The 22,080-nt window shown below is 46.0% G+C and carries 20 protein-coding genes and 1 tRNA gene; 7 read left to right on the top strand and 14 right to left on the bottom strand.

The window, feature by feature from the left end:
- The first annotated feature begins 11 nt into the window (after positions 1-11).
- Entirely contained in the window at positions 12-164 is a 153-nt protein-coding gene (locus tag QUB77_RS15580) for a hypothetical protein (protein WP_333174435.1), read from the top strand.
- 95 nt (positions 165-259) lie between these two features.
- On the opposite strand, the gene QUB77_RS15575 is transcribed toward QUB77_RS15580, so the two are convergent.
- Entirely contained in the window at positions 260-1,132 is an 873-nt protein-coding gene (locus QUB77_RS15575; protein WP_333174437.1) for an alpha/beta hydrolase, read from the bottom strand.
- Between the two features lie 389 nt (positions 1,133-1,521).
- Here QUB77_RS15575 and QUB77_RS15570 point away from each other — a divergent pair, with 389 nt between their 5' ends.
- On the top strand, positions 1,522-2,016 hold the full coding sequence (locus tag QUB77_RS15570) for a GAF domain-containing protein (protein ID WP_333174443.1): 495 nt from the start codon (positions 1,522-1,524) through the stop codon (positions 2,014-2,016).
- Between the two features lie 184 nt (positions 2,017-2,200).
- Here QUB77_RS15570 and QUB77_RS15565 read toward each other — a convergent pair whose 3' ends face one another.
- The 5 genes from QUB77_RS15565 to QUB77_RS15545 form a co-directional block, all read right to left on the bottom strand.
- Complete coding sequence (locus tag QUB77_RS15565) at positions 2,201-2,758, bottom strand: DUF6429 family protein (RefSeq protein ID WP_333174444.1); 558 nt, start codon at positions 2,756-2,758, stop codon at positions 2,201-2,203.
- Between the two features lie 272 nt (positions 2,759-3,030).
- The gene (uvrA, locus tag QUB77_RS15560; protein ID WP_333174446.1) at positions 3,031-5,991 is read right to left on the bottom strand and encodes an excinuclease ABC subunit UvrA; all 2,961 of its coding nucleotides are present in this window, start codon (positions 5,989-5,991) and stop codon (positions 3,031-3,033) included.
- A gap of 73 nt (positions 5,992-6,064) precedes the next feature.
- On the bottom strand, positions 6,065-6,508 hold the full coding sequence (locus QUB77_RS15555) for a retroviral-like aspartic protease family protein (RefSeq protein ID WP_333174448.1): 444 nt from the start codon (positions 6,506-6,508) through the stop codon (positions 6,065-6,067).
- 122 nt (positions 6,509-6,630) lie between these two features.
- Positions 6,631-7,263 (bottom strand): 7-carboxy-7-deazaguanine synthase QueE, encoded by a 633-nt coding sequence (locus QUB77_RS15550; protein WP_333174450.1) that lies wholly within the window; start codon positions 7,261-7,263, stop codon positions 6,631-6,633.
- A gap of 364 nt (positions 7,264-7,627) precedes the next feature.
- Complete coding sequence (locus QUB77_RS15545) at positions 7,628-8,326, bottom strand: class I SAM-dependent methyltransferase (protein WP_333174452.1); 699 nt, start codon at positions 8,324-8,326, stop codon at positions 7,628-7,630.
- A gap of 1,058 nt (positions 8,327-9,384) precedes the next feature.
- Here QUB77_RS15545 and QUB77_RS15540 point away from each other — a divergent pair.
- Positions 9,385-10,155: a hypothetical protein gene (locus tag QUB77_RS15540; protein ID WP_333174454.1), complete on the top strand. Its 771-nt coding sequence runs from the start codon at positions 9,385-9,387 to the stop codon at positions 10,153-10,155.
- Positions 10,156-10,480: 325 nt separating this feature from the next.
- Positions 10,481-10,927, top strand: a complete 447-nt coding sequence (locus QUB77_RS15535; protein ID WP_333174456.1) for a hypothetical protein — start codon at positions 10,481-10,483, stop codon at positions 10,925-10,927.
- 220 nt (positions 10,928-11,147) lie between these two features.
- On the opposite strand, the gene QUB77_RS15530 is transcribed toward QUB77_RS15535, so the two are convergent.
- Together QUB77_RS15530 and QUB77_RS15525 are read right to left on the bottom strand one after the other, a co-directional pair.
- On the bottom strand, positions 11,148-11,702 hold the full coding sequence (locus QUB77_RS15530) for a cyclic nucleotide-binding domain-containing protein (protein WP_333174458.1): 555 nt from the start codon (positions 11,700-11,702) through the stop codon (positions 11,148-11,150).
- A 330-nt stretch (positions 11,703-12,032) separates the two neighbouring features.
- Entirely contained in the window at positions 12,033-13,025 is a 993-nt protein-coding gene (locus QUB77_RS15525; protein ID WP_333174460.1) for a DUF1517 domain-containing protein, read from the bottom strand.
- A gap of 441 nt (positions 13,026-13,466) precedes the next feature.
- Here QUB77_RS15525 and hemB point away from each other — a divergent pair, with 441 nt between their 5' ends.
- Positions 13,467-14,450: a porphobilinogen synthase gene (gene hemB / locus QUB77_RS15520; RefSeq protein ID WP_333174462.1), complete on the top strand. Its 984-nt coding sequence runs from the start codon at positions 13,467-13,469 to the stop codon at positions 14,448-14,450.
- A 497-nt stretch (positions 14,451-14,947) separates the two neighbouring features.
- Positions 14,948-15,436, top strand: coding sequence for a GNAT family N-acetyltransferase (locus tag QUB77_RS15515; RefSeq protein WP_333100422.1), 489 nt, complete (start codon positions 14,948-14,950; stop codon positions 15,434-15,436).
- 163 nt (positions 15,437-15,599) lie between these two features.
- Here the strand turns inward: QUB77_RS15515 and QUB77_RS15510 are convergent, their stop codons facing one another.
- The 6 genes from QUB77_RS15510 to QUB77_RS15485 form a co-directional block, all read right to left on the bottom strand.
- Entirely contained in the window at positions 15,600-16,535 is a 936-nt protein-coding gene (locus QUB77_RS15510) for a HAMP domain-containing sensor histidine kinase (protein WP_333323266.1), read from the bottom strand.
- Positions 16,536-16,560: 25 nt separating this feature from the next.
- Positions 16,561-17,154 (bottom strand): L-threonylcarbamoyladenylate synthase, encoded by a 594-nt coding sequence (locus QUB77_RS15505; RefSeq protein ID WP_333174467.1) that lies wholly within the window; start codon positions 17,152-17,154, stop codon positions 16,561-16,563.
- 47 nt (positions 17,155-17,201) lie between these two features.
- Complete coding sequence (gene prmC, locus QUB77_RS15500; RefSeq protein WP_333323264.1) at positions 17,202-18,179, bottom strand: peptide chain release factor N(5)-glutamine methyltransferase; 978 nt, start codon at positions 18,177-18,179, stop codon at positions 17,202-17,204.
- A 147-nt stretch (positions 18,180-18,326) separates the two neighbouring features.
- Entirely contained in the window at positions 18,327-19,163 is an 837-nt protein-coding gene (locus tag QUB77_RS15495; protein WP_333323262.1) for a Tic22 family protein, read from the bottom strand.
- A 151-nt stretch (positions 19,164-19,314) separates the two neighbouring features.
- Positions 19,315-19,388 (bottom strand) — tRNA-Pro (locus QUB77_RS15490).
- Between the two features lie 495 nt (positions 19,389-19,883).
- Complete coding sequence (locus tag QUB77_RS15485; protein ID WP_242725747.1) at positions 19,884-20,435, bottom strand: GNAT family N-acetyltransferase; 552 nt, start codon at positions 20,433-20,435, stop codon at positions 19,884-19,886.
- A 508-nt stretch (positions 20,436-20,943) separates the two neighbouring features.
- Here QUB77_RS15485 and QUB77_RS15480 point away from each other — a divergent pair.
- On the top strand, positions 20,944-21,669 hold the full coding sequence (locus QUB77_RS15480; protein WP_006631881.1) for a hypothetical protein: 726 nt from the start codon (positions 20,944-20,946) through the stop codon (positions 21,667-21,669).
- The last annotated feature ends 411 nt before the right edge of the window (positions 21,670-22,080 follow it).

The following is a 22,080-nucleotide window of genomic DNA, read 5'->3' as shown; positions in this document are numbered from 1 at the left end:
GACATCGCGCCATGCAATTGGTCAAAGAACACAACCCCACACTTTCACCAGCCATCAATCGCACCTGGATTGACTCGCTGGGACGTGGGGAGGTAATTGCAATCTACCGCATTCACCCCAGCGAAATGAGCGGGCGCATGACGGAGGGCATCAGCAGTCGGTGAATGTCTCTGCTGGCATGGGAATAATAATTTTCTGAGTGAATCGCGATCGTCCTACTGGTCGGCTCAGTAGCCTTCGGATCTAACTGGATATGATATTAAATCAACTTACTTGCCAAAAAATCTCTCATGTATCGATTCACTAACTGCGGCTGTTCCTGCTGCACCCAGTGGCTGCAATTAGGAATGTAATGAATCTGAAAATCCCGGACGTAATCTGCGGTTCCATAGGTTAACTCTTTGCCGAGGGCGGCATCATTTTCTCCCCAAATCATCAGCGTCGGAACTTCCAGAACCCTCCAATTCTGGCGCTCGAGAAATCCGCGAGCAATATTGCGGTAATAATTGATAGTAGCAGTCAGAGCGCCCCGTTTGGCAGCCGCATCTTTGTAAGCTTCGATATCTGAGGGGCTAAAGGTGCTTTTGTCCACTGCCATACCTTCCAAAGCAGCCGAAATTGCCTGATAGTCGCCCAACTGAATTAACAACTCCGGCAAAACTGGCAACTGAAACAAAAAGATGTACCAACTTCTCAGTAATTGTTGGGGAGTGCGTAACCCTTCAGCAAACTTGGCCGGATGTGGTAGATTCATCACAATTAATTTATCCACCATTTGGGGATAAGCATAAGCGAAATTCCAGGCGATCGCACCTCCCCAGTCGTGACCAACTAAGACGCAACTTTCGTATCCCAAACCCTGAATAATGCCCTTGACATCTTGCACAAACTCTGCCATCACGTAAGCAGATTGATCGTGAGGTTTGTCGCTGTCGTTGTAACCCCTGAGATCTACAGCGACGACTTTATAATCTGATGCAAATTCTGGGATTTGATGTCGCCAAGAATACCAAAATTCAGGAAATCCGTGCAGCATTAGCATCAGCGGCCCAGAACCTTGAGTGACATAGTGCAGTTTGATGCCGTTCGTAGGGATAAATTCGTGTTTCCAAGCAGCTTCTAGCACAGACATATTTAATGCTTTCTTTAGCTTTAGAAATATCGTAGCAGTTACCCTATTTGAGAGGAACCAACTTTAGGCAGATATAGCAATTCTCCCAGCACTGGTAAACTCTTCCTTTTCTCTTCATTTGTGGAACAGGCGTCCCGCTGGTGGTTCTTCTCGCAAAAAAGCCGTAGCACGGGCGAGGGCCCGACGCGATCGCCCGTTGCCCAAAAAGATTGCTATCTCTGTCAAAATAATAGTATAATGTTGCTGCCATCCAGACAACTGTTAAGCCAAAAATTACTCATTTTTGAGTGCGCTAAAATCCCGAAGCGCAACAATTTGAGGTCGGGTGATGGTGCCAGTTCAATAATTAAGATCGGGCGAGTGTACTAGGAATTAAAGGAGTTAATACTATGTCGGGCGATCGCCTGCAAAACATTGTTAACCGCTTGACAGATCGTCTCAAGCGCGACGTATTAGTTGAAAAATCCCTCTACGACATTCGAGAAATTTTGCAGAGCGATCGCGCGGTGCTTTATCATTTTTACACGCAATGGCAAGGCCGAGTGACTTACGAGATGTTGAGTGCGATCGAACTCTCAATCTTGGGTTCAACAGGGCCAGACGAATGTTTTAACCACGAATACGCTGCTTTGTACGAAGCCGGTCGAGTTAGAGCAATTGCAGATATTGAAGTAGCACAAATTCACCAATGCCACCGAGATTTTCTGCGTAGCCTGAAAGTTCGCGCCAATTTAGTTGTGCCAATTTTAACGAACAAAGGACTGTGGGGGCTGTTAATTGCTCATCAGTGCAGCGGGCCCCGCACTTGGTTGGAATCGGACATTGAATTCATGCAGCAACAAGCACAAAATATAGCCATGTCTCCGACAATTCAAGATAGTTAATCTTTCATCGAAAATCCCGCTTTATGGCAGTTGGGGTGAATTGTCTGTGCGATATAAAATTACCAACCAACCAGAATCTTGCCCCTATCTAGCCCGATATCCATCTAACTTTTCCAAACCTTTACTGAGAGGAGATGTTGTCCGAATGGGGTTCTATGGTTAAGCAGGGGTTGGTAGCAAATTCTTACTTTTTATCACCGAAGTGCTCTTTATCTTGTTCTAATCCATCAATTAAATCGTCGCGATTTTCCTGAGTCTGAAGAAACTCTTCAATCCCCTCTAAATTCAAATTTTTCAGAATGTGCCTTGCTTGTTTAATACCTTTTGGTGTCAAAACTACTGATTTAATATGCTGGGGATTACATTGCTCCTCTAATAGACCATCTTCAGTCAGAAGATCCAAAATTTCAAAATCATGTCCCTTCCCAGCACGTCTGCCTCTAAAGCGAGATTGATGACCTAACTCGTATTCCTCATCCGATCCAGATACATATAATAACGCAAGTGTCAGAGGTATAGCAATCCTATTGTATCGATTAGTTCGTTCTTCTTTAATTGCACGAGCTACCAGGTTGTAACCCTGTTGCCAAGCAGACCCTTTGTCATTACAGATTTCTGTACATAAAATAGTACCATTGGGCGAAATACACTTTGTATAAAACCCTACTGCTTCTGAGCCAACATAAATGGTTACAGACCAATTACAATAATTTCGAGTTTCTGGTTTGAAAGGTTTAGCCATAGAGCGCTCTCTTTCCTTGATTTCTTGAACGTCTGCTGTTTTTTTGCCAGTTCCTATTCTGAATCGGCCAATCGTTGTTGCTTTGCAATTTTGGTGATCGCTTTGTGCTGTCTACTGTCCCAACTCAGAAACCAAGCGAGATAACGTTCGCGCTCACCGGACGCAGTATTTTAATTGTAGGGTGCGTCAGGTGAGTTTCTTAAACAATTATTGAAGGTTTAAATATCTGACGCACCTTACTAATTATGAGAATTGCGTAATTCCTGTTAGTATTAACTAACAGCTACAGCCTCCCCTAAAGGATGCTGCTGCAAAACCGCTTGCAAATACTTCCCAGTATAAGACCTCTGATTTGCCGCCACATCCTCCGGCGTCCCCGCCACAATAATTTCGCCGCCCTTATCTCCCCCTTCCGGCCCCAAATCGATCGCCCAATCGCAGCACCGAATCACATCTAAATTGTGTTCGATTACCAAAATTGAATTACCCTTATCCACCAATCTTTGCAGCACATTTAACAAATGGTGAACATCATAAAACGACAAACCCGTCGTCGGTTCATCGATTAAATAAAGCGTCTTCCCAGTAGCGCGGCGAGACAGTTCCGTTGCCAATTTTACCCGCTGCGCTTCGCCCCCAGAAAGCGTCGGCGCCGGCTGTCCCAACTGAATGTAACCCAAACCAACATCAACCAAAGTTTGCAGTCTGGCGCCCGCCCTGGGAATATTTTTAAACATCTCCAAAGATTCCTCCACGGTCATGTTCAAAACATCAGAAATCGACTTGCCTTTGTACTTAACTTGCAGCGTTTCCCGGTTGTACCGTGCACCCTTGCAAACCTCACACTGCACGTAAACATCCGGCAGAAAATTCATCGAAATCACGTTCACGCCTTGCCCGCCGCAAGCTTCGCACCTTCCCCCTTTCACATTAAAAGAAAACTGCCCCGCTTTGTAACCTCTTGCCTTCGCTTCAATGCTTTCGGCAAACAAATCGCGAATCACATCAAAGACTCCCGTGTAAGTAGCGGGATTAGAGCGCGGAGTACGACCGATCGGAGATTGGTCAATTACAATTACCTTATCAACCACATCCTCTAGAGAGCGTTCCCCTTTCGTTTTGAGGGCGTCCATATCGGGTGGTAAAGGCACTTTTTTGGTGATATAGTGTTGTAGCGACGGGTACAGCAATTCATTGATTAAAGTTGATTTTCCAGAACCAGAAACCCCCGTCACGCAGACGAGTTTTCCCAGCGGAATTTCCACATCAATATTTTTTAAATTGTTGCGCCTCGCATTTGTGATTGAAAGAGCTTTGCCGTTGCCTTTTCTCCTTTCATTAGGGGTTTCAATTACTCGCTTTCCCGACAAATAAGCACCCGTCAAAGATTCCTCTGCTGTTAGCAAATTTTCTAAACTTCCTTGCGATATAATTTTGCCGCCGTGCACGCCAGCGCCGGGCCCGATATCGACAATGTGGTCGGCCGCTCGCATAGTTTCTTCATCGTGTTCTACGACAATCAAAGTATTGCCTAAATCGCGCAATTTTGTTAAGGTTTGCAGCAGGCGAAAATTGTCTCTTTGGTGCAGTCCGATGCTCGGTTCGTCCAAAACGTAGAGCACGCCTGTCAAACCAGAACCGATTTGAGTCGCCAGCCGAATTCGCTGGGCTTCTCCGCCAGAAAGCGTCATTGCGGCGCGGTCTAAAGTCAGGTAATCTAACCCGACATCGAGCAAAAATTGCAGCCTTGCTTTGATTTCTCTCAGGGCTAAATCGGATATTTGGAATTGCCGATCGCTCAATCCCAAATTATTGACTCTTTCGCGACATTCGCGAATCGAAATACTGGTTAAATCCACAATTCCGTACTGTCCCAACCGCACCGAAAGCGCTTCGGGTTTCAAGCGTTTGCCGTGACAAACCTCGCAAGAGCGATCGACTCGATACTGTTCCAACTTCTGCTTGATCAGATCGGAACCAGTATCGTCGTACTGGCGCTGCAACATGGAAATTACGCCATTAAAATCTCTCCTAAAATCAGTGTTGCCGTCGCGCTTTTTACTTTCTGCGGTACGCTTTTGCTCATTGCCGTACAAAATCACCCGCTGGTGTTCGGGCTTTAATCGATACCAAGGAGTGTCGATATCAAACCCACAACTATCAGCAATACTGCAAAGCAAAGAGAGATAATAGGAATTGTCTTTATCTGACCAAGGCGCGATCGCACAATAAAGAGGCGCTTTCTCGTCGGGAACTACCAACTCCGGCGCAAAAGCCCGCAAACTCCCCAAACCGTGGCAGTTTTGGCACGCGCCGTAGGGCGAATTAAACGAAAATAACCGAGGGGAAAGTTCCTCCATTACTGCGCCGTGTTCGGGACAAGCAAAGTTTTCCGAAAATACGATCGGCCCCTGTGGTTGGGAATTTTCATCCGTCGGTAACTCTTCAATAATCGCAATTCCCTCAGAATGGCGCAAACAAGTTGCCAGAGAATCAACTAAACGTTCTTCTAAACCGGGTTTTTTAATTAACCGATCGACAACTATCTCGATATTGTGCGTATGATTTTTATCTAATTCGATATTTTCCGACAGTTCTAAAATTTCTCCGTTAACTTTAACGCGAATAAATCCTTCGGAAGCTAAACTCGACAATAATTTGCGGTGAGTACCTTTTTTTCCGCGCACAACTGGTGCGAGAAGGTGAAAGCGAGTGCCGTCAGGAAGTGCCATGACTCGATCGCACATTTCATCAATTGTCTGCGGCGCAATGCAGCGATCGCAAATCGGACAGTGCGGTTCGCCGGCTCTGCCGTAGAGTAATCTGAGATAATCGTAAATTTCTGTAACAGTGCCAACAGTCGATCGCGGGTTGTGAGAAGTTGACTTTTGGTCGATCGAAATAGCCGGACTCAAGCCCTCAATCGCGTCCACATCCGGTTTGTCCAACTGTCCCAAAAACTGGCGCGCGTAGGCGCTGAGAGACTCGACGTAGCGGCGCTGTCCCTCGGCAAAAATTGTATCGAAAGCGAGGGAAGACTTACCAGAACCCGATACGCCAGTAAAAACGATCAGGCGATCGCGCGGCAGTTCCAGATCGATATTTTTCAGGTTGTGCTGTCTCGCACCGCGAACCCGAATCGTATTTTGGTTGTGAGAGTGAGAATTCGTGACATTATGCCCGTTGCGGGATGCACTTGGCTGGCTGTTTGAGGTTTCGGCGCGTTGGGACATGAGAGTAGTGCAAAACAGTGCTTAACCATCTTAGCGCTGCCGATCGAATAGCTGGCATCCAAACTCAAGAATATCAAAGAATTGTCAAATAAGTTTCCGTCGGCCCGTCGGGCAAAACTTTCAATCTTTGATTTTTCAAATCCACTTCAATTCCCAGCGCTTCCATCGGAATCACGCCTAAAAGTGGCGTTTTCCCCTCGGACAATTCCAAACACTCAAAAGTCCCTTCGCGCCCGCACAGAGAAATCTTGGCATCTTGAAAAATCCTCGCCTCACTAATGCCCGTGGCAGTTTCCACAACCACTTGCTTGAGGATTTTCAAACCCAGTTTGGCGATGACATCTTTAGGCAAACACAAAGTTGTCGCGCCCGTATCCACTAAAACATTTTCTAGAGTAACAGACCTCACTTGCTCGATTGGAATCAGATTATCTTCGGCTTTCCCTTCATCCAGCCGATTCGTAATTACTAGGGTTGTGATAACTTTTCCCATTGGGGTTTCCGTAGTTGTTTCCATTATCTTCAGATTATCATAAATTTCTGCTTTAATTTTAGCACATATTTTCCCATATTGTAAGGCGATGCACTCCCCATTATGCACCGCCAAACTTGACGAATATCTCTGAGTAATTGATCAAATTACTGCACGCCAATAAACTTATGAGTTTGCAAAGATAACCTATAACTAGGATTTTGTTTCAGCAATTCTAAGATAATGGGAATTGCGGAATCTTTCGAGTTCCATTCGGGTTGCAAGAAAACCGGAATATTCACATTATTTTGCAAATGCTTGTGATAAAATGCAACTTCTTCGCCAGTGCTAACCACCAACTTAATTTCATTGGCTCTAGTCCAAAAAATCTCTTGCACCGGATATTTAGGATTGACGTGTTCCTTTGGAGAAAGAGTAATCCAAGCTTGTGGGGAAACATCTTGCCAGCAAGCACCGGAAGTTTCAATACTCACCTGTTTGTCAGCTTCTAACAAAGCTTCAACTAACTCCGGCAAATCCCCGTGTATAAAAGGTTCGCCGCCAGTAATTACCACTCTCGGAGACTGCAATTGAGCTAGCAATTGTGCGATCGACTGCGGTACAGACGGCAAACCTTTGCCCCCATTTGCATAGCCTGTGTCACACCAGGGACACCGCACAGGGCAACCAGCCAATCTGATAAAATCAACTAAAGTCCCCGTCCAGTAACCTTCGCCTTGAACAGTACACTGAAAAGTTTCATGAATTGGTAATTTTAGTTGTAAATTTGAACCCAGCATTTGCGCCTCTGATTAACTAAAAAATACATCATTTTGTAGGGTGCGCAATGCGCACCTTACTCCTAACTAAAAAATACATCATTTTGTAGGGTGCGCAATGCGCACCTTACTCCTAACTAAAAAATACATGATTTTGTGATTAACTAAAAAATACATCATTTTGTAGGGTGCGCAATGCGCACCTTACTCCTAACTAGAAAATACATCATTTTGTAGGTGCGCAATGCGCACCTTACTCCATTCTTTTGAATTTCTAAGGTGCAGCACGGGCGCCTTACTCTATATATAAAACTGACTTGTATCTGCTTGAATAATTAGCAGTTTGTGGCAATTTAAAAATGAACCGCAAACCGCAAATAACTCTTTAATTACCCTGTTCAGGTTCCATCAGAGTAGCCCAGCGGCGTTTCAATGCCAAAGTCAGCCCGTCAGCAATGGGGACAACACTGAGAGTAACTCTGGGATCGTTACGCAATTTGTCGTTAAAAGTACGAATGGCCGTGGTGCTTTCGTCTTGTACTTGAGGATCAGCAACTCTTCCAGACCACAGAACATTGTCAATTACAATTAAACCGCCATTGCGTACAAGTTGCAGCGATCGCTCAAAATAAGCCTCATAATTTTCTTTATCGGCGTCGATGAAGGCAAAATCAAAGGTTCCTGCTTGTCCCTCGGCTATTAGTTTGTCGAGAGTATTTATTGCGGGACCCAACTGCAAAGAAATCTTATTAGCAACGCCCGCAGCTTCCCAATACCGTCGTGCGATCGCAGTATATTCCTCGCTGACATCGCAGGCAATAATCTGACCGTTTGAAGGCAGCGCCAAAGCTACGCACAGCGAGCTATAACCAGTAAAAACGCCAATTTCTAAGGTTTTTGTCGCTCCCATAAGCTGCACCACGAGCTCCATAAACTGACCTTGTTCGGGAGCAATCTGCATCTGGGCCATAGGATGTTTAGCAGTTTCTTCCCGTAGTGAAGCGAGAATATCTGGCTCGCGCAGAGAAATAGATAACAGATAATCGTAAAGTTGATGTTCTAGGCCAAGAGTTGAGTTCGCCATCGGTTTGTCCTTGCTGCTCACTTTTGATTTTAGATTGTAGACGCGCTGTTAATGGAAATCGGAGACTGTAGAGTTAATTTTGGCACCTATTTTGGTGTGGCTGATGACAGGTTGCAGTAGCAGTGTCTCGGTTACACAGAGGCAACTTGCAAAACGCGCGCTCTACTTCCAAATCAGTTTATCTCAGCTACAGGTGATTTAGCACCTCTGGAAAATAAAAATCGATAGAGGGAGCGTTTTGAGATTCCTACTTTTCTAGCACTAGCACCGCCTAACGCCGTTAGTGATACCAGTTCAAAAAATGAATGCAACTATATACAATCTGCAAACCCATACATAATCAGCCATTTCCCATCTCAAATCTCAAATCTCAAATGGTATCCGTAGGGGAGAAAGTGACCGAAAGCATCCAGGATACAAGCCCCCGGATTCATCCGTGGGGTCAATGCTTCAATTCTAAAATCTAAAATCTAAAATCTAAAATCTAAAATCGATTGACTTCATCCTGATTACGAAGTAGACGAACTGCGAAAAACATAAGTATGTCATTGCCAGTGAAATGAAGCAATCCCAGAGCTTGTGATTCGTTTACATTTTGTTACATTGTCAAGTTTTTTGTGTCGCTCTACTTAATCGCCAATGAGTAATTATTGAGGGATTACGCACTTCCAAACCAGCAAACCGTTTCATTTAATGAACTCTTATGGATGGGTTCAAGCCCGTGTATGTTCTTGGAACAAACCAGGCCTCTGGGAACTCTTGTCTTCCTGAGTATTACTAATCACTAATAAACTGGGTTCAATAGGACGATTTCTTAACTGTCACACCTTATGAATCCATACCTAAACAACCTACCCTCAAATCTCAACTACCTTCCACGATTGAGGTAGAGCAAGTATTTGTGGGAAAAAACAGGTTTGTCGCCACCCTTGCTCTGCACTTTTACTCATAACTAATGAACCGGGATTAATAGGACGCTCACTTAACTGTCACAGTTTATTACTCCAGACCTAAAACACCTACCCACAATCAAAACAACCTTCTACCAAGGCATCGCTATGTATTACACTTTCGCAGGTTTTGGTGCCGTCACAGGCATATTTTTGCTGCTAGTTTTTGCCATTCTGCAATGGCTGCACGTCTCTGCCGGCAGTTTTATTGATTGGGTAATTGCCATTGCTATTTTTGAATGGCTGTTGCTGATAGTTACAGTTCCCTGGAATATCCATTTTGAAGCTAAAGAAGTTTTAGCGCAAGCCGCAGAATCGACTAAAAAAAACATTGCTGTCGATCGGGAACAACTCCAATACGTTACTGTATTAGTTAGCCGATCGCTCTTTGTGGCGATCGCACTTCACCTGGTTAGCGCGATCGCACTTTACGCCCTAGCTGCCGCCGGAATTAGTGCTATTGGCTATCTCAGTTCCGCTGCTGCACTGCTGTTAACTGTACTGCGTCCAGCTATCCGAGGTTATCAGTATTTAGCCCAGCGGCTGACAATGATTCGCCGTCAATTTTTGCACCCCCGTGAAGATATTGTCGAACTCCGCAGCCGCTTTGCACAATTAGAATCTACAGTTAAAGATTTGGCAAATCAAATAAGTTCAGACAATCCGAATTCGTGGGTGGCTGTCCAAAATCGGGAACGAGAAGCTATCAGAAGAGAATTAACTACTGTATCCGCATCTCTACAATCTTTGCAAGCGACAAATCAGGCCGAACATACTAAACTGAGAAGAGATGCAGAAAGTGCGATCGCCCAACTCACCGATGACGGACAATTTCTCAACCACGTCCGCGAAATCATTCGCTTCTTTAAAGAATCGTAAAGTCAGTTGATAGTTGACAGTTGACTGTTGACAGTTGACTGTTGACTGTTGTCATTAGTTACCAATGCCCGATGCCCGATGCCCAATGCCCAATTCCCCATTCCCCATTCCATATCTTTAGATAGATGCCAAATACTCGCAGATAGTTAATTTTATAATAAAAATAGAATTCGCTCAGTCTTCAGGAAGACTAAATCAAGGTATTTTCCCTAACAGCAATTTTTAGCAAACTATAACCAAAGATAGTTTGTGAATGAGCTAGCTTTGACTTAATATTTAAACATAAGCCAAAGACCTTTTTGAAAAGATAACTCAGGAATAAATCATGACTAATCGCCAACCAATACCCCCCAAAGAAGAAGTTAGCAAATCAACACCGGCGGACGAACAAATCGAAGCCAATATGGAAGCCCCCCACTACGACAGGGGCATTACTCCTGCCGAGACAGCAGCGCGGCAAGAACGGGAAGGCGCTAACTTCATGCACACAACCACCGAAGGGAAGCAGAAAAGTGCCAAAACAGATGACCAAACCGATGACGAAAGCATTCACACTACAGATGGTTATACAGTAGACAAAGAAGGTCTAGTTAACAATTACGCGATCGAACCGGAAATGTACATCAACGAACCGGGCGATTTGAGAGCAAAAGAAGAAGCTGAAGCTGCAGAACGCGCTCGAATTCTCGCAGAAGTCAAAGATAAAAGAGGCGAGGAAGGAAAACTGACAATGGATGCAGATACCCGCGGCAAAGGGCCGGGAATTATCTAGATTTTGTGGTAGTTGCGTTTCAGCGCGCGAAATGGCAACTGCAAAGCAAAGGGGCGGGTTTTTATAGTTCCGGCAGTTATCGATCGATATTTCCGGTACAGCCCCCCCTATTTTGTTTTGCATATCGGTTTTTTGAGTTGAGAGATTACATCGTACATCTCTCAATTACCGTATCAATCGGCAAGTTTTCACACCCAGCTCAAAAACGCCTTAAAATTCCTCAAGCTTTAACATTTTCCCTCAGCCAATTAAACTTAGCCTCAGCTAGCGCCAAATTTTCCAGGACGTTAGGATTGATATCCTCTCTTTCAAATTCGGGTCGATCTAATTCAATATTGCGACCATATTCTATATGTCGGATCGTACCGCGCATCCTGTCTGCCAGACACAGTGAAATTCCATAATAAAACCGGGAAGCAAAGCCCATATCGTTTTGAAGTTTGATTACTAACTGCCGCCTAGGAATTGCCAGCAAGTGAGTTTCTTCGATTGCCTTCACCGTTGCCAAAGGAGGGCGAGCGTCAATGAAAGAGACTTCTCCCACCAGTTCTCCGCTGGCTATTTTAGCGAGTTCTCTAGTTCGCTCAGCCTCGATCAAAACGCTCAAACTCCCATTCAAAACAATGTAGAGCGCATCTATCTGTCTCCCTTCATGTATCAAAATCCCGCCTGGATCTAAAACTTCCTTTTTGCCTTTATTGACGATCCAGTTGATATCGTCATTATTTAACTGGCTCAAAATAAAAAGTGCTTTTTTTCTGCTGCTGTCGGCCATAACTTTTAGCTCTCGATCGCTTCTTCTTTATATAAAATTTAGATGGCGCGCGATCGCAACTTCTTCCGAAGCAGTCCTCGCTGAATACAGTTTTTTTATCCTGCCTAACTTCTTCGCAAAACCCCTATCGAGCAGCCTTTGCCCATAGCAGATGAATCACGCTGAATCAGAATCTCTCAATACTAGCATTTGTTAAACAATCTTCTTTAACTCGATCGACCTCTCCAACATCCCGCCCAATGCCCGTCTCAAAAGCCATCGGGTTCGTCCACACAGCTTGTGAGACGAGATGGGGCGCGACAGACAATGCTCCGCGCCCAGTCTTGCTCACTAAATCGATCGTAAATCAGGATAGCCGGCCAACATATCGTCAGCAGTCAGAGTGTCCCCGTTGGCTTGAGGAGTCCACAGCACCTCAACCGCCAGCAACTGCTCGCTCGATACTCCCCCAATCTGACGCAAAGCTTGGCGCAAATCTTCAGAGTTTTTCACTGCTGGCAATTGCAATTTACCTTGAGTACCGACAATCACCGTCACCACAATAAATTCCCCAGGCTCTGAATTCAAATCAGAAGCAACCAGCGCCCCATTTTCCTGCATACCTGGCAGGATATTGCTGCTCCCTGCTTGCCGGAGCTGATTGTTATAATTCGACAGCGTTTCTTCAGTAAATTTACTGCGTTCTGCCAAAGAAAATTGATTAAACTTAGCTTCGGCTGCTTCCAAGCGAGTTTGCACAGATTCAGCGCCCGCGTAAGCCCAGTATTCAGGATGCCGCAGCAGCGCCAGAGTAGATTCTTGCAGCACTTGAGCGCGACCCGTCGCGGTATCGGTATCCGCTTTTCGCGCTAGGGCGTCGAGTTCGGCTTGCAAACCACGGGCCTCTGCTAGCAAACCAACTTGCAAGCGGGCGACAGATACCGTCGTAGTGGGGGCGCTGTTGCCTAGTTCGTCAGTTCCGCCCCCGGCGCGGCGGAAGCTTTGGACGAGGAAATTAGCAATCGAGATAAAAATCAAAATCGAGAACAGGCCGCCAAACCCGCCCCCAAAGCCAAAAAACGGCAGCAAGAACGGGAAACCGAAGCCACCCCCAAAGCCGCCACCATAGCCGCCTGGGTAGTAGCCCCCTCCCGACGGCGCGTAAGTGCGACTAGGAGACGAGTAACTGCGCGCCGGAGCACTAAAAGATCCGCCGCCGATGCGTCCTCCGCTGCGGGCAGCCAGAGCTCCATCAGCGTTACCGAGGGCTAGCGTCAGTACCAGACCGATCGCAAATAGTGATTTCAAAAGCGGTTTGATCTTTGAAATTAGTTGCTTGTACATAAGACCGTTACTATTCGATACATTTATAATTTACAGTCTATCCTCGCTTCTGGGCAGCCTGGTTATAGGTATGAAGCCAGCGAGATATCCGTACCAACCTATCCAACCACAGCTAGGCATGAGTCTGCAAACGAGAAAAGCTAGAAAGGACTTGCATTCCTTACTACTTAATTCTTGCACCATTCTCAAGAGCCTGCTTTCGTGCCTGTTCTGTCAAAGACTGAATTTCCTGTGGAGATTACGGGGTGGGATCTTCTAGCCCGCCCCTAAAATGGTTATTGAGAATGGTGCAACATCTCAGTTACTACAAACAATCGACATCCTGGGTTTTACAGAACTTTACTTAAGTAGAGGGCGATCGGCCAACAATAAGCTTTAGACTTTTAAAGAAACGCCGCGAGTCCTCAAAAACAGGGCTTTATCTACCGTAAAAAAAACATTATGTTTCCAACTCACCGCCCCCGCCGCCTCCGCAACCATCCCCAACTCCGCCGGATGGTACGCGAAAATATCTTGACAACCAGCGATTTAATTTACCCCCTATTTGCCGTACCGGGGGAAGCTTTTGCTAAAGAAGTCACATCGATGCCGGGAGTTTACCAGCTATCGGTAGACAAAATAGTAGAAGAAGCAAAAGAAGTCTACGACCTCGGCATTCCTGCTATTATTTTATTCGGCATTCCCGCAGATAAAGACACAGATGCTACAGGTGCTTGGCACGACTGCGGCATCGTCCAACAAGCGACGGAAGCAGTTAAAAAAGCCGTACCAGATTTAATCGTCATGGTCGATACTTGTCTGTGCGAATATACCAGTCACGGTCACTGCGGCTATTTGGAAGTCGGAGATTTAAGCGGTCGCGTATTGAACGATCCCACACTAGAATTGCTGAAGAAAACCGCAGTTGCTCAAGCTAAAGCCGGTGCAGATATTATCGCACCTTCGGGAATGATGGACGGTTTTGTCGGAGCAATTCGCGAAGGATTGGACAGTGCTGGATTTGAAGATATTCCCATCATGTCTTACGCGGCAAAATATGCCTCAGCTTATTATGGCCCGTTCCGGGATGCGGCCGATTCTGCTCCGCAATTTGGCGATCGGCGCACCTATCAAATGGACCCAGGAAACGGTCGCGAAGCTCTTAAAGAAATTGCTCTCGACATTGCCGAAGGCGCCGATATGCTCATGGTTAAACCCGCTTTAGCTTATATGGATATCATCTGGCGCGTGAAGGAAGCAACTAACCTGCCAGTTGCTGCTTACAACGTTTCTGGAGAATATGCGATGGTGAAAGCCGCGGCCCTCAACGGTTGGATAGATGAAGAAAGAGTAGTGATGGAAACTTTGACAGGATTCAAGCGTGCTGGTACTGATTTGATTTTGACTTATCACGCCAAAGACGCAGCCCGCTGGCTGAAAAACTGATTCACTCTATTTGAGATTTGAGATTAAACAATTGACTCCACAGCACAATCTTCGGGTGTTCCCGTGGAGTCAACACCTCTCTCGATCGATAGATGATTTTTGAGCCATTACGGCATATATTAAGCTCTCACTTACGCATCAAGACTTTCAGAAACCGGGTTTTTTGTCAGTGCGGTGGGCTGTAACTACAAAAAAAATGGTTTCTCTGTAAGCGAACTCTAAACCCATACCAAATCAGTCATTCCCATCTCAAATCTCAAATCTCAAATGTCAAGTGGTAGGAATTATAAGTTGGGAATTTTGAGTCAAAGACTTTTTTACAAAAATTGCCCCAAAAAGTATTAATAATCACCGAAATTAGTTAGAAAATATGTATGAATAAAAATAGTTTTGTAAATCGGGAATTAAATCATTGATCGTTCCCAAGCAAAATCAACGATACCCGCTAAGAAAGTAAAAGTAACACAGTTTAGATACAACTTGAAGGCAGATTGAGCATGACATCAACGACTAGGGATTCCAGTCACATTCAATTTTGTATAGGTCGCGATCGCGCCGACATCGTACAGATCCAAGAACTATTTAAAGCCGCCGCCTTTTGGGCGAGGGAACGCAAAATAGAAGATTGGGAAATTGCGATCGCCAACAGCGAACCCGTTGTTACAGTTTGGGACGGCTCACGGGCGATCGGCTTTGCCAGAGCCACCTCAGACGGGATCTATCGAGCCACCATCTGGGATGTCGCCATTCACCCGGATTACCAAGGTGCAGGACTCGGCCGTAAATTAGTGCAAACAGTCTTGAGTCACCCTCGGATGTGCCGAGTAGAGCGAGTTTACCTGATGACAACTTACAAACAAAGCTTCTACGAGCGCATCGGTTTTCAGAAAAACGCTAGCACCACAATGGTACTTGAAAATCAGCTTCTAGAAGAGAATCTCGAATTAGAAATTAGCAACGGCGAATTGCTAACTGCTAATTGTTAAATCTGCACAAAAATTGCACCAAAGTCTATAATATGTAGGGTGCGCAATGCGCACCTTACTCCCTATTAATAATTTCCCTCTTTTCTCTTCTCTCTTCCCGACCTCTGTTAAATCCGTTACATCGGTTACATTCCTTAGCAAATGAGTTGCCGAACTTTCTTCATCACAAACTTGCCAAAGGAATAGAACACTGAGTCCGGTTAAAATTGCACTCTTCGGACTCAGAAGGCACAGCCAGAACCTCCAACTTTCCGCTCATCAAACTTAAAAGAGTCTGATTCATCAATAACCTCATTCCAGAAGACACCTGAGAATTATCGCTGCTCTTAGTAACATCACACTCCAAATCGTGCTTCAGCAAATCCCAAGACTCGCTCCAAGCACTCACTGAACGCTGATCGTCCACCCAAATGTGAACGCATCCAGATTCCAGCGAAGCATGGGCAGAAACAGAAATACTCCCCTCCTCCATCTGAGCAACAGCAGTATCTACCAAATTGACTAAAACTTGCCTAAACCTCGGCAAATCTGCCAATACATAAATCCCCGAATCTGGCGCCAATATCTCCAAACGAATGCCGCGATTAGCAGCTTGCAAGTAAGTTAAATCATCAACCTCGTCAAAAACCTTAGCTAACTGAATCGGCTCAATATCCATCCTTTCAGTGCCGTGTTCAGTTTTAGCAACAGAGATAATTTCATCTATTAATTTCACCAGCTTGAGTGCCGCGGCGTGAGCTTGCTCGACAAACTCTCGTTCCTCAGCAGGATCGTCGCACAAATCCGAGAGAATTAATTGCAGCGTACCAATCATAGTGCTCAGGGGCGATCGCAACTCGTGAGAAGTTCGAGCCAAAAAACCAGCCTTAAATTGGCACATCTCCGATGCCATCTGATAAGCCAATTGAGTTTGCTTAAGTTGGTCAGAAAGGGCATCAAACTTCTCTAAGTGAATTTCTTGAGGAGGTGGGGCTACTTTGGGCGCAGGTTCGGGCTGTTGCGAGCTTTTTTGCCGCAGGCGCCAAATCAAACTGCTTCCCAAACCCAGCCCCAGTCCCATACCTAAATATATAAAGTTGCTCCAGCCGATCGGCGCCATATTGCTTTGCCTTGGAGTTTAGCTTTTAGCATTCTAACTCGATCGCGCCTTGTCGCAATATTTCCCACTCGCTGCCCGTCCATTTAGCCACAGTGGAAGGCAAACTCGAAGCTGTTGCCACTGTTGCTAATTCAGAAGGAACTAATGTCAAGACTTCGGGAAACACAGCCTCAATTTCTGCCACCGACTCCAGAGGCGGCTGACCGGATAAATTGGCACTGGTAGTAGCCAAAGGGCCTGTCTGCTCTAGAATCTTTAGGGCAAGGGGAAAGTTAGGCACTCGTATTCCGATTGTAATCGGGTCGATGGGATTCATCGCCGCCGGGACTTTTGGCGAAGCCGGCAGCACCAAAGTTAACGCCCCCGGCCAATAGGATGCGGCTACTTGCTGCCACAAGTTGAACTCTGCTGGACTTCCCTGCACGTAAGGCCACAAAGCCTCTGCTGATGCTGCCATCAAAATCAACGGTTTGTCTTGACTGCGACGTTTAGCTGCAAAAATCAACTCCGAGCGATCGGGACGCGCAGCCAAAGCGGGTACAGTATCTGTAGGAAAACTGACGATATGATTACCAGAAATTGCCCCTTCAACTAAGGCATTTATCGAAACTTGTGTCATGCCATTTTAGATTTAAGATTTTAGAATTTGCTGCCTATTCTTGAAACCTAAAGACGGTAGGCTAAGGCAAACCGATCGATTCCTGCTAAATCAGCAAATATCTGAACTTTGCCATAACTCCCGTGACTTTGCAGCATATCAGCTACCGCCTCAGCCTGTCCCGCCATCATCTCAATCAACCAAACTCCCCCCGATTCTAAATAATCGGGAGCCGTTTCTACCAAATGCCGGATGCACTCTAACCCGTCAAAACCGCCGTCTAAGGCCAGATGAGGTTCGTGCTTCAAAACTTCCGGTTGCAGGGTCAGAACCGTGCTGCTGGGGATGTAAGGCGGGTTAGACACCATGCCGCTGACTTGACCTTTGAGAAATGCTAGCGGTTCCCACCACAAACCTTGATAAAAATTAATTCGCGATCCAAAACCCAAATTCTCAGCATTCAGTCGAGCAACTGCCAAAGCTTCCGAACTGCAATCTACCGCATAAACCGTAGCATTTGTCAACGCAGAAGCCAAGCCGATCGCGATCGCCCCGCTGCCTGTCCCCAAATCCACCCAATGCGATTTGGCAAATTCTCCCCCCCGAAGCTCCCAGAAGTTTAAATCTTCTCCCCCCCTTACTAATTTGGTGGGGGGGGTAGATTTTTGATTGATATTTTCTGCTTCTAAAGGCCTTTTAACAGCTTCTACAGCCACATCGATCAGCAATTCCGTTTCAGGACGCGGAATTAGCACCGCCGGCGTTACTTTGAGCGCAAAATGCCGCCAATGTGCAACTCCCGTTAAATACTGCACCGGCACCCGTTCTTGCAAGCGCCGCTGCCACAATTGAACAAGTTCAGATAAAGACAACTTTAATTCAATTTTTGGCCAATCTTTAAACGACTCCAAACGCAGAGCCAACCTATCCAAACCAGCCAGCTCTTGCAGCAGCCAGTCGATTTCTGCTAGGGGAATGTCATAGGTAATCGCCTCTGTTTTAGCTTGATTCACCCACTGCCAAAGCTCTAAACCAGAAACAAACATAAGGCTTTTTAGTAATCGGTAATTGTTAATTGGTAATTCGCAATTGCTAACTGGTAATTAGTAATTGGTAAATAGTAGGCTGAGTCAAGGAACCCAACCTACTAATTAATGACTGATAACTAATGACTAATGACTGCTGGCTAACTATTAGCGAGCCGGTCGAGCTGGAGCCGGAGAGGCAGGAGCGGGCCGAGCTGGAGCCGGAGCCACCTGTGGATTTTGGCCCGCACCAGCAGGTTGGAGCGATCGCACAAATTCCAGCGACTCCCGCGACGGAATCAAAATCATTTGGGTCAAAAACGGGTCGTTCTCTGTACGCAAAGCTTCCAAAACGCTCTCCAAGTTCACCACCTCAATCTTAATTGTGGCGGTCACGTTCGGCTGCTGCTGCTTAAAACGATCGACCATGCCCTGTAAATCCTCCTTGTTAAAAAACAAAGGAATCACCTCTTGCTGGCCCCGCTGAATCGTCAAATAACCATTTTCCGCACCGCCTCTGGCCAAAAACAGAGGTACACCGTTGAACTCGTTAACTTGTTGACCAGTCTGCTGAAGTACAGTTTTAGCCGACTGCACCTGCTGCGGAGCCGGAACGAAAGCAAATTGCACTTCCTCCGGCTTGCCTTTATTTGCTTGAGTGATCTGATAAATTTCCCCCAGCGACACCGGCATCACGCGCACCGAGGCCGCCAACTGAGGATTTTTGGTTTTCAGTTGATCGACAAAAGCTTGAGCATCTTTCTGACTGATGAAAATTCCCGCCACGGAAGCATTACCAGTTTGACCCTGACCCTGCTTGGGAACAGAAGCGACGAGGGGCGCACCCTGAGCGTCTGTAATCGTAAATACCGGCACCGAGCGCAATTTTTCCAAAATTTGCGGCTCCGGCAGTGCCAGTGCAGACATCTTGCCAATTGGGGAGGGGCCCAGCAGAGTGCAGCCGACAATTCCCAATATTGCGCCCAAACGAACTAATGATTTCATGTTTTTTCCATCAGGAGCGATCCTGAAACACATTAACGCAAAGACTGGCGACTTAACACGATCAGCAAAAACTGCCTCCATTTGTTTTCATTTGACAAAATGTAAACATCAGAGACAGTTATGCTTCAATATATTATTTAACATTGTGCGATCGGGATGACAGGATTTGAACCTGCGACATCCTGCTCCCAAAGCAGGCGCGCTACCAAGCTGCGCTACATCCCGGTTTTATAGTTAGCTAACATCTAACTATTAACACACAAAACCGCTTGCTTGTCAAGCTTTATTCAATATTTAGCTCTCGATGCAGCTAAGGCGAAGTTTTTTTCAGGGTGTGCGGTTTGACCCCACCCAAAAACGGATACCGTGCCACTTACTCCTGTCGTTAGCTGCTCACAATTTTAGACCCTAGTTCAAGCTCCCAGATTCATCTGTGGAATAAATCTCAAATCTCAAATAGTTCCTTCGACTGAGGGCAACTCGACTGACGGGGACTTGACCCCTCGACTGAGCGCCGATCGTCTGAATCACTCGCCTAATGTTTCGCCGAAGTGTCAAATCTCAAATCGACTGACAATACTTGCACAGCTTCATAACGGCCCTGATGCCGAGATACATCAAAGCCTAACTGACCACAGCGCACAGGTGCATTCAGTGTTGTCAGCGTCAATATTGTATTGTATATCCTCAACAAATCAACGCCGACCTGCACCTCGCTTGCTAATCTGGATACCAAAACATACCTTTAATCCCCTCTGGATCGGACATAAACCCCAAATTGCGGTAAAAGTCCACCACTTGAGGGTCAGCAAATAAGGTAATGTTGCTGATATCTTCACTGCGGAGTTTTTTAATGATGTATTTCATCAGCGCCTTGCCCATGCCTTTGCCTTGGTAGTCAGGATGAACTACCACATCCCAAAGCGTGGCATTAAAAGCATGGTCTGAAGTCGCTCTGGCGAAACCCACCAGCCGTCGCTGGCTGCCCCGCATCTCCCACATAGAGACGACTAGGAAGCTGTGCACAATAGCTTTTTTGACTTTACGCAGAGGACGGCGGGACCAACCCACTGCATTACAAAGTTCTTCGAGTTCGTAGAGGTCAATGTCCCGATCGCAACTGAAAAAGATGCGAGCGTTGCCGCTGGCGGGCTTGCGAAACGTTGGGGAAAGCGGATCGCCTAACCCAACAGCCACATCTTCCTCAAAATCCGCTGTTTGGGGTACAGAGGCAGACTCAGAACTACTAAATAAGTTTTTCCAAAAACCCATGCAGGCGCGGTTAAGGTAGTAGAAGTTGGACGACGAGAAAGAGAACCCGACAGATAAGCCCACTCCGATCGGCGTAGGATCAATTGCCGGTAGCCTCTTGAGGAACAGTTTACGGTACACTCATCTTACGCCGAAAACAGGGATTTGTCGTCCAACATTGAGTCTGCGCTTTTTTGATTCTGTCAAGTTTGGTAGAACTGTTCTGCTAACCAATGCCCGGACAACCCGCTTTTAAGGTAAAATTTGTTGCCGAACTAGGACTGAGGCATTTTGAGAAATGCTTCTTTTGAGTGCCGCCGATCGCGCCGGAACTTATACCCTTGGTGGGAAATACCACTGGAATGGCGCAACGGTGACATTCTCGTGATAAGTTCTCACACAGATTTGATTTTTGCTTTTAGTGAGGAGACGGGCACAATTTAAGTCGAATCGTCGAATCGAAAATCCCATTGCCATAAGGCATGGAAGAGTCAATACCTCGTATATCTCCCGCACCTTCTCCTCAATTATGGCTTCGGGTTTAAAACCATCTACACTAGAACTCCTCAAGCGCTTTAACCGAGCGTTTCCGCAGTTTTATGAGCAATTTGTCAGCAGCGAAATCCAGTTGCAAAACCTCAAATTAGCTTACCAGCTTTACAAAACTCGGCAAGCAGTCATCGAAATCCGAGCCGAAGGTAACAAAAGTGCCCTGCATTTTGCTTACCGGAACCAGTCTTTTCTACTGAGCGATATTTTTGGAGTGCTCGCGGCCTACGGACTGACAATTCACAGTCTGAGTCTGTACGGTCAAATTTACCCGCCCATGCTGGTATTTATCAAATTGGTCGTATCTCGCGGTGGCAAGGTATTGGCAGATAAAACAGCAGAAAACGTCTGTAGAGCCGTTCGAGAGGCCTTGGCGGGGCATTTTGAGGTTGAAGAGATGTTGGCGGTGGAATTTAATTTAGACGCGGGTTTGGAAGATGTGGCAACTGAATTCTACGTCGATCCGGTTTTCCACTTGCCAGCTTTGCTGATTGAAGCAGATAATCAACCTGGACTTTTTTACAAAGTTATGTATGCCATCTGGCAAGAGGATTTGTTGGTCGTAAATGCTAATTTGCTGGTTTGGCGGGGGCGAACTCGCCTAATTCTCTACTTGTTGGGGCCCAATGAAAGTTTAATTCCCGAGTATTTGGGGCAGAAAATCGCTGAGGGGGTGCGACAAAGATTGCTGGGCGAGCGATTTTAGGGCAAGCGGCCGATCCCTAAATAACTAGATTTCTATAAGTAGACATTAGTTTGCAGAAGTTTTCCAGTGAGAGAGGGTAAAAAGATCGGCAACATTGTTCGTACAAACGAGTGTAGATAGCGGTTCTCGTAAATATGGGAGACGCAGAAACGATGTTGTCAAGCTTTTGAAGTTTGATGGCGTACTTTCTCTATAGAAATAGCCGCCCTAATAGAAAAGACGTGCCAGATAAATAGGGGAGTTTAACCAGCAATATAGCAATCCTTGCAGGAGTCGTAATTTTTTTACCCCACCCCAACCCTCCCCGAACCCGCAGGGAGGGAGTAAGAAATTCACAAATGATGCGAGGATTGCTATAGTCCTGACTTTTTTAGTTTGTAAAATCAGCTCGCGAAAATACACGCAAAAATC

This window comes from Microcoleus sp. AT9b-C3 (genome assembly GCF_036705485.1).
Classification (GTDB): domain Bacteria; phylum Cyanobacteriota; class Cyanobacteriia; order Cyanobacteriales; family Microcoleaceae; genus Microcoleus.
Note: the sequence above shows the minus strand (reverse complement) of the source record. Positions and strands in the feature narration are given on the sequence as shown.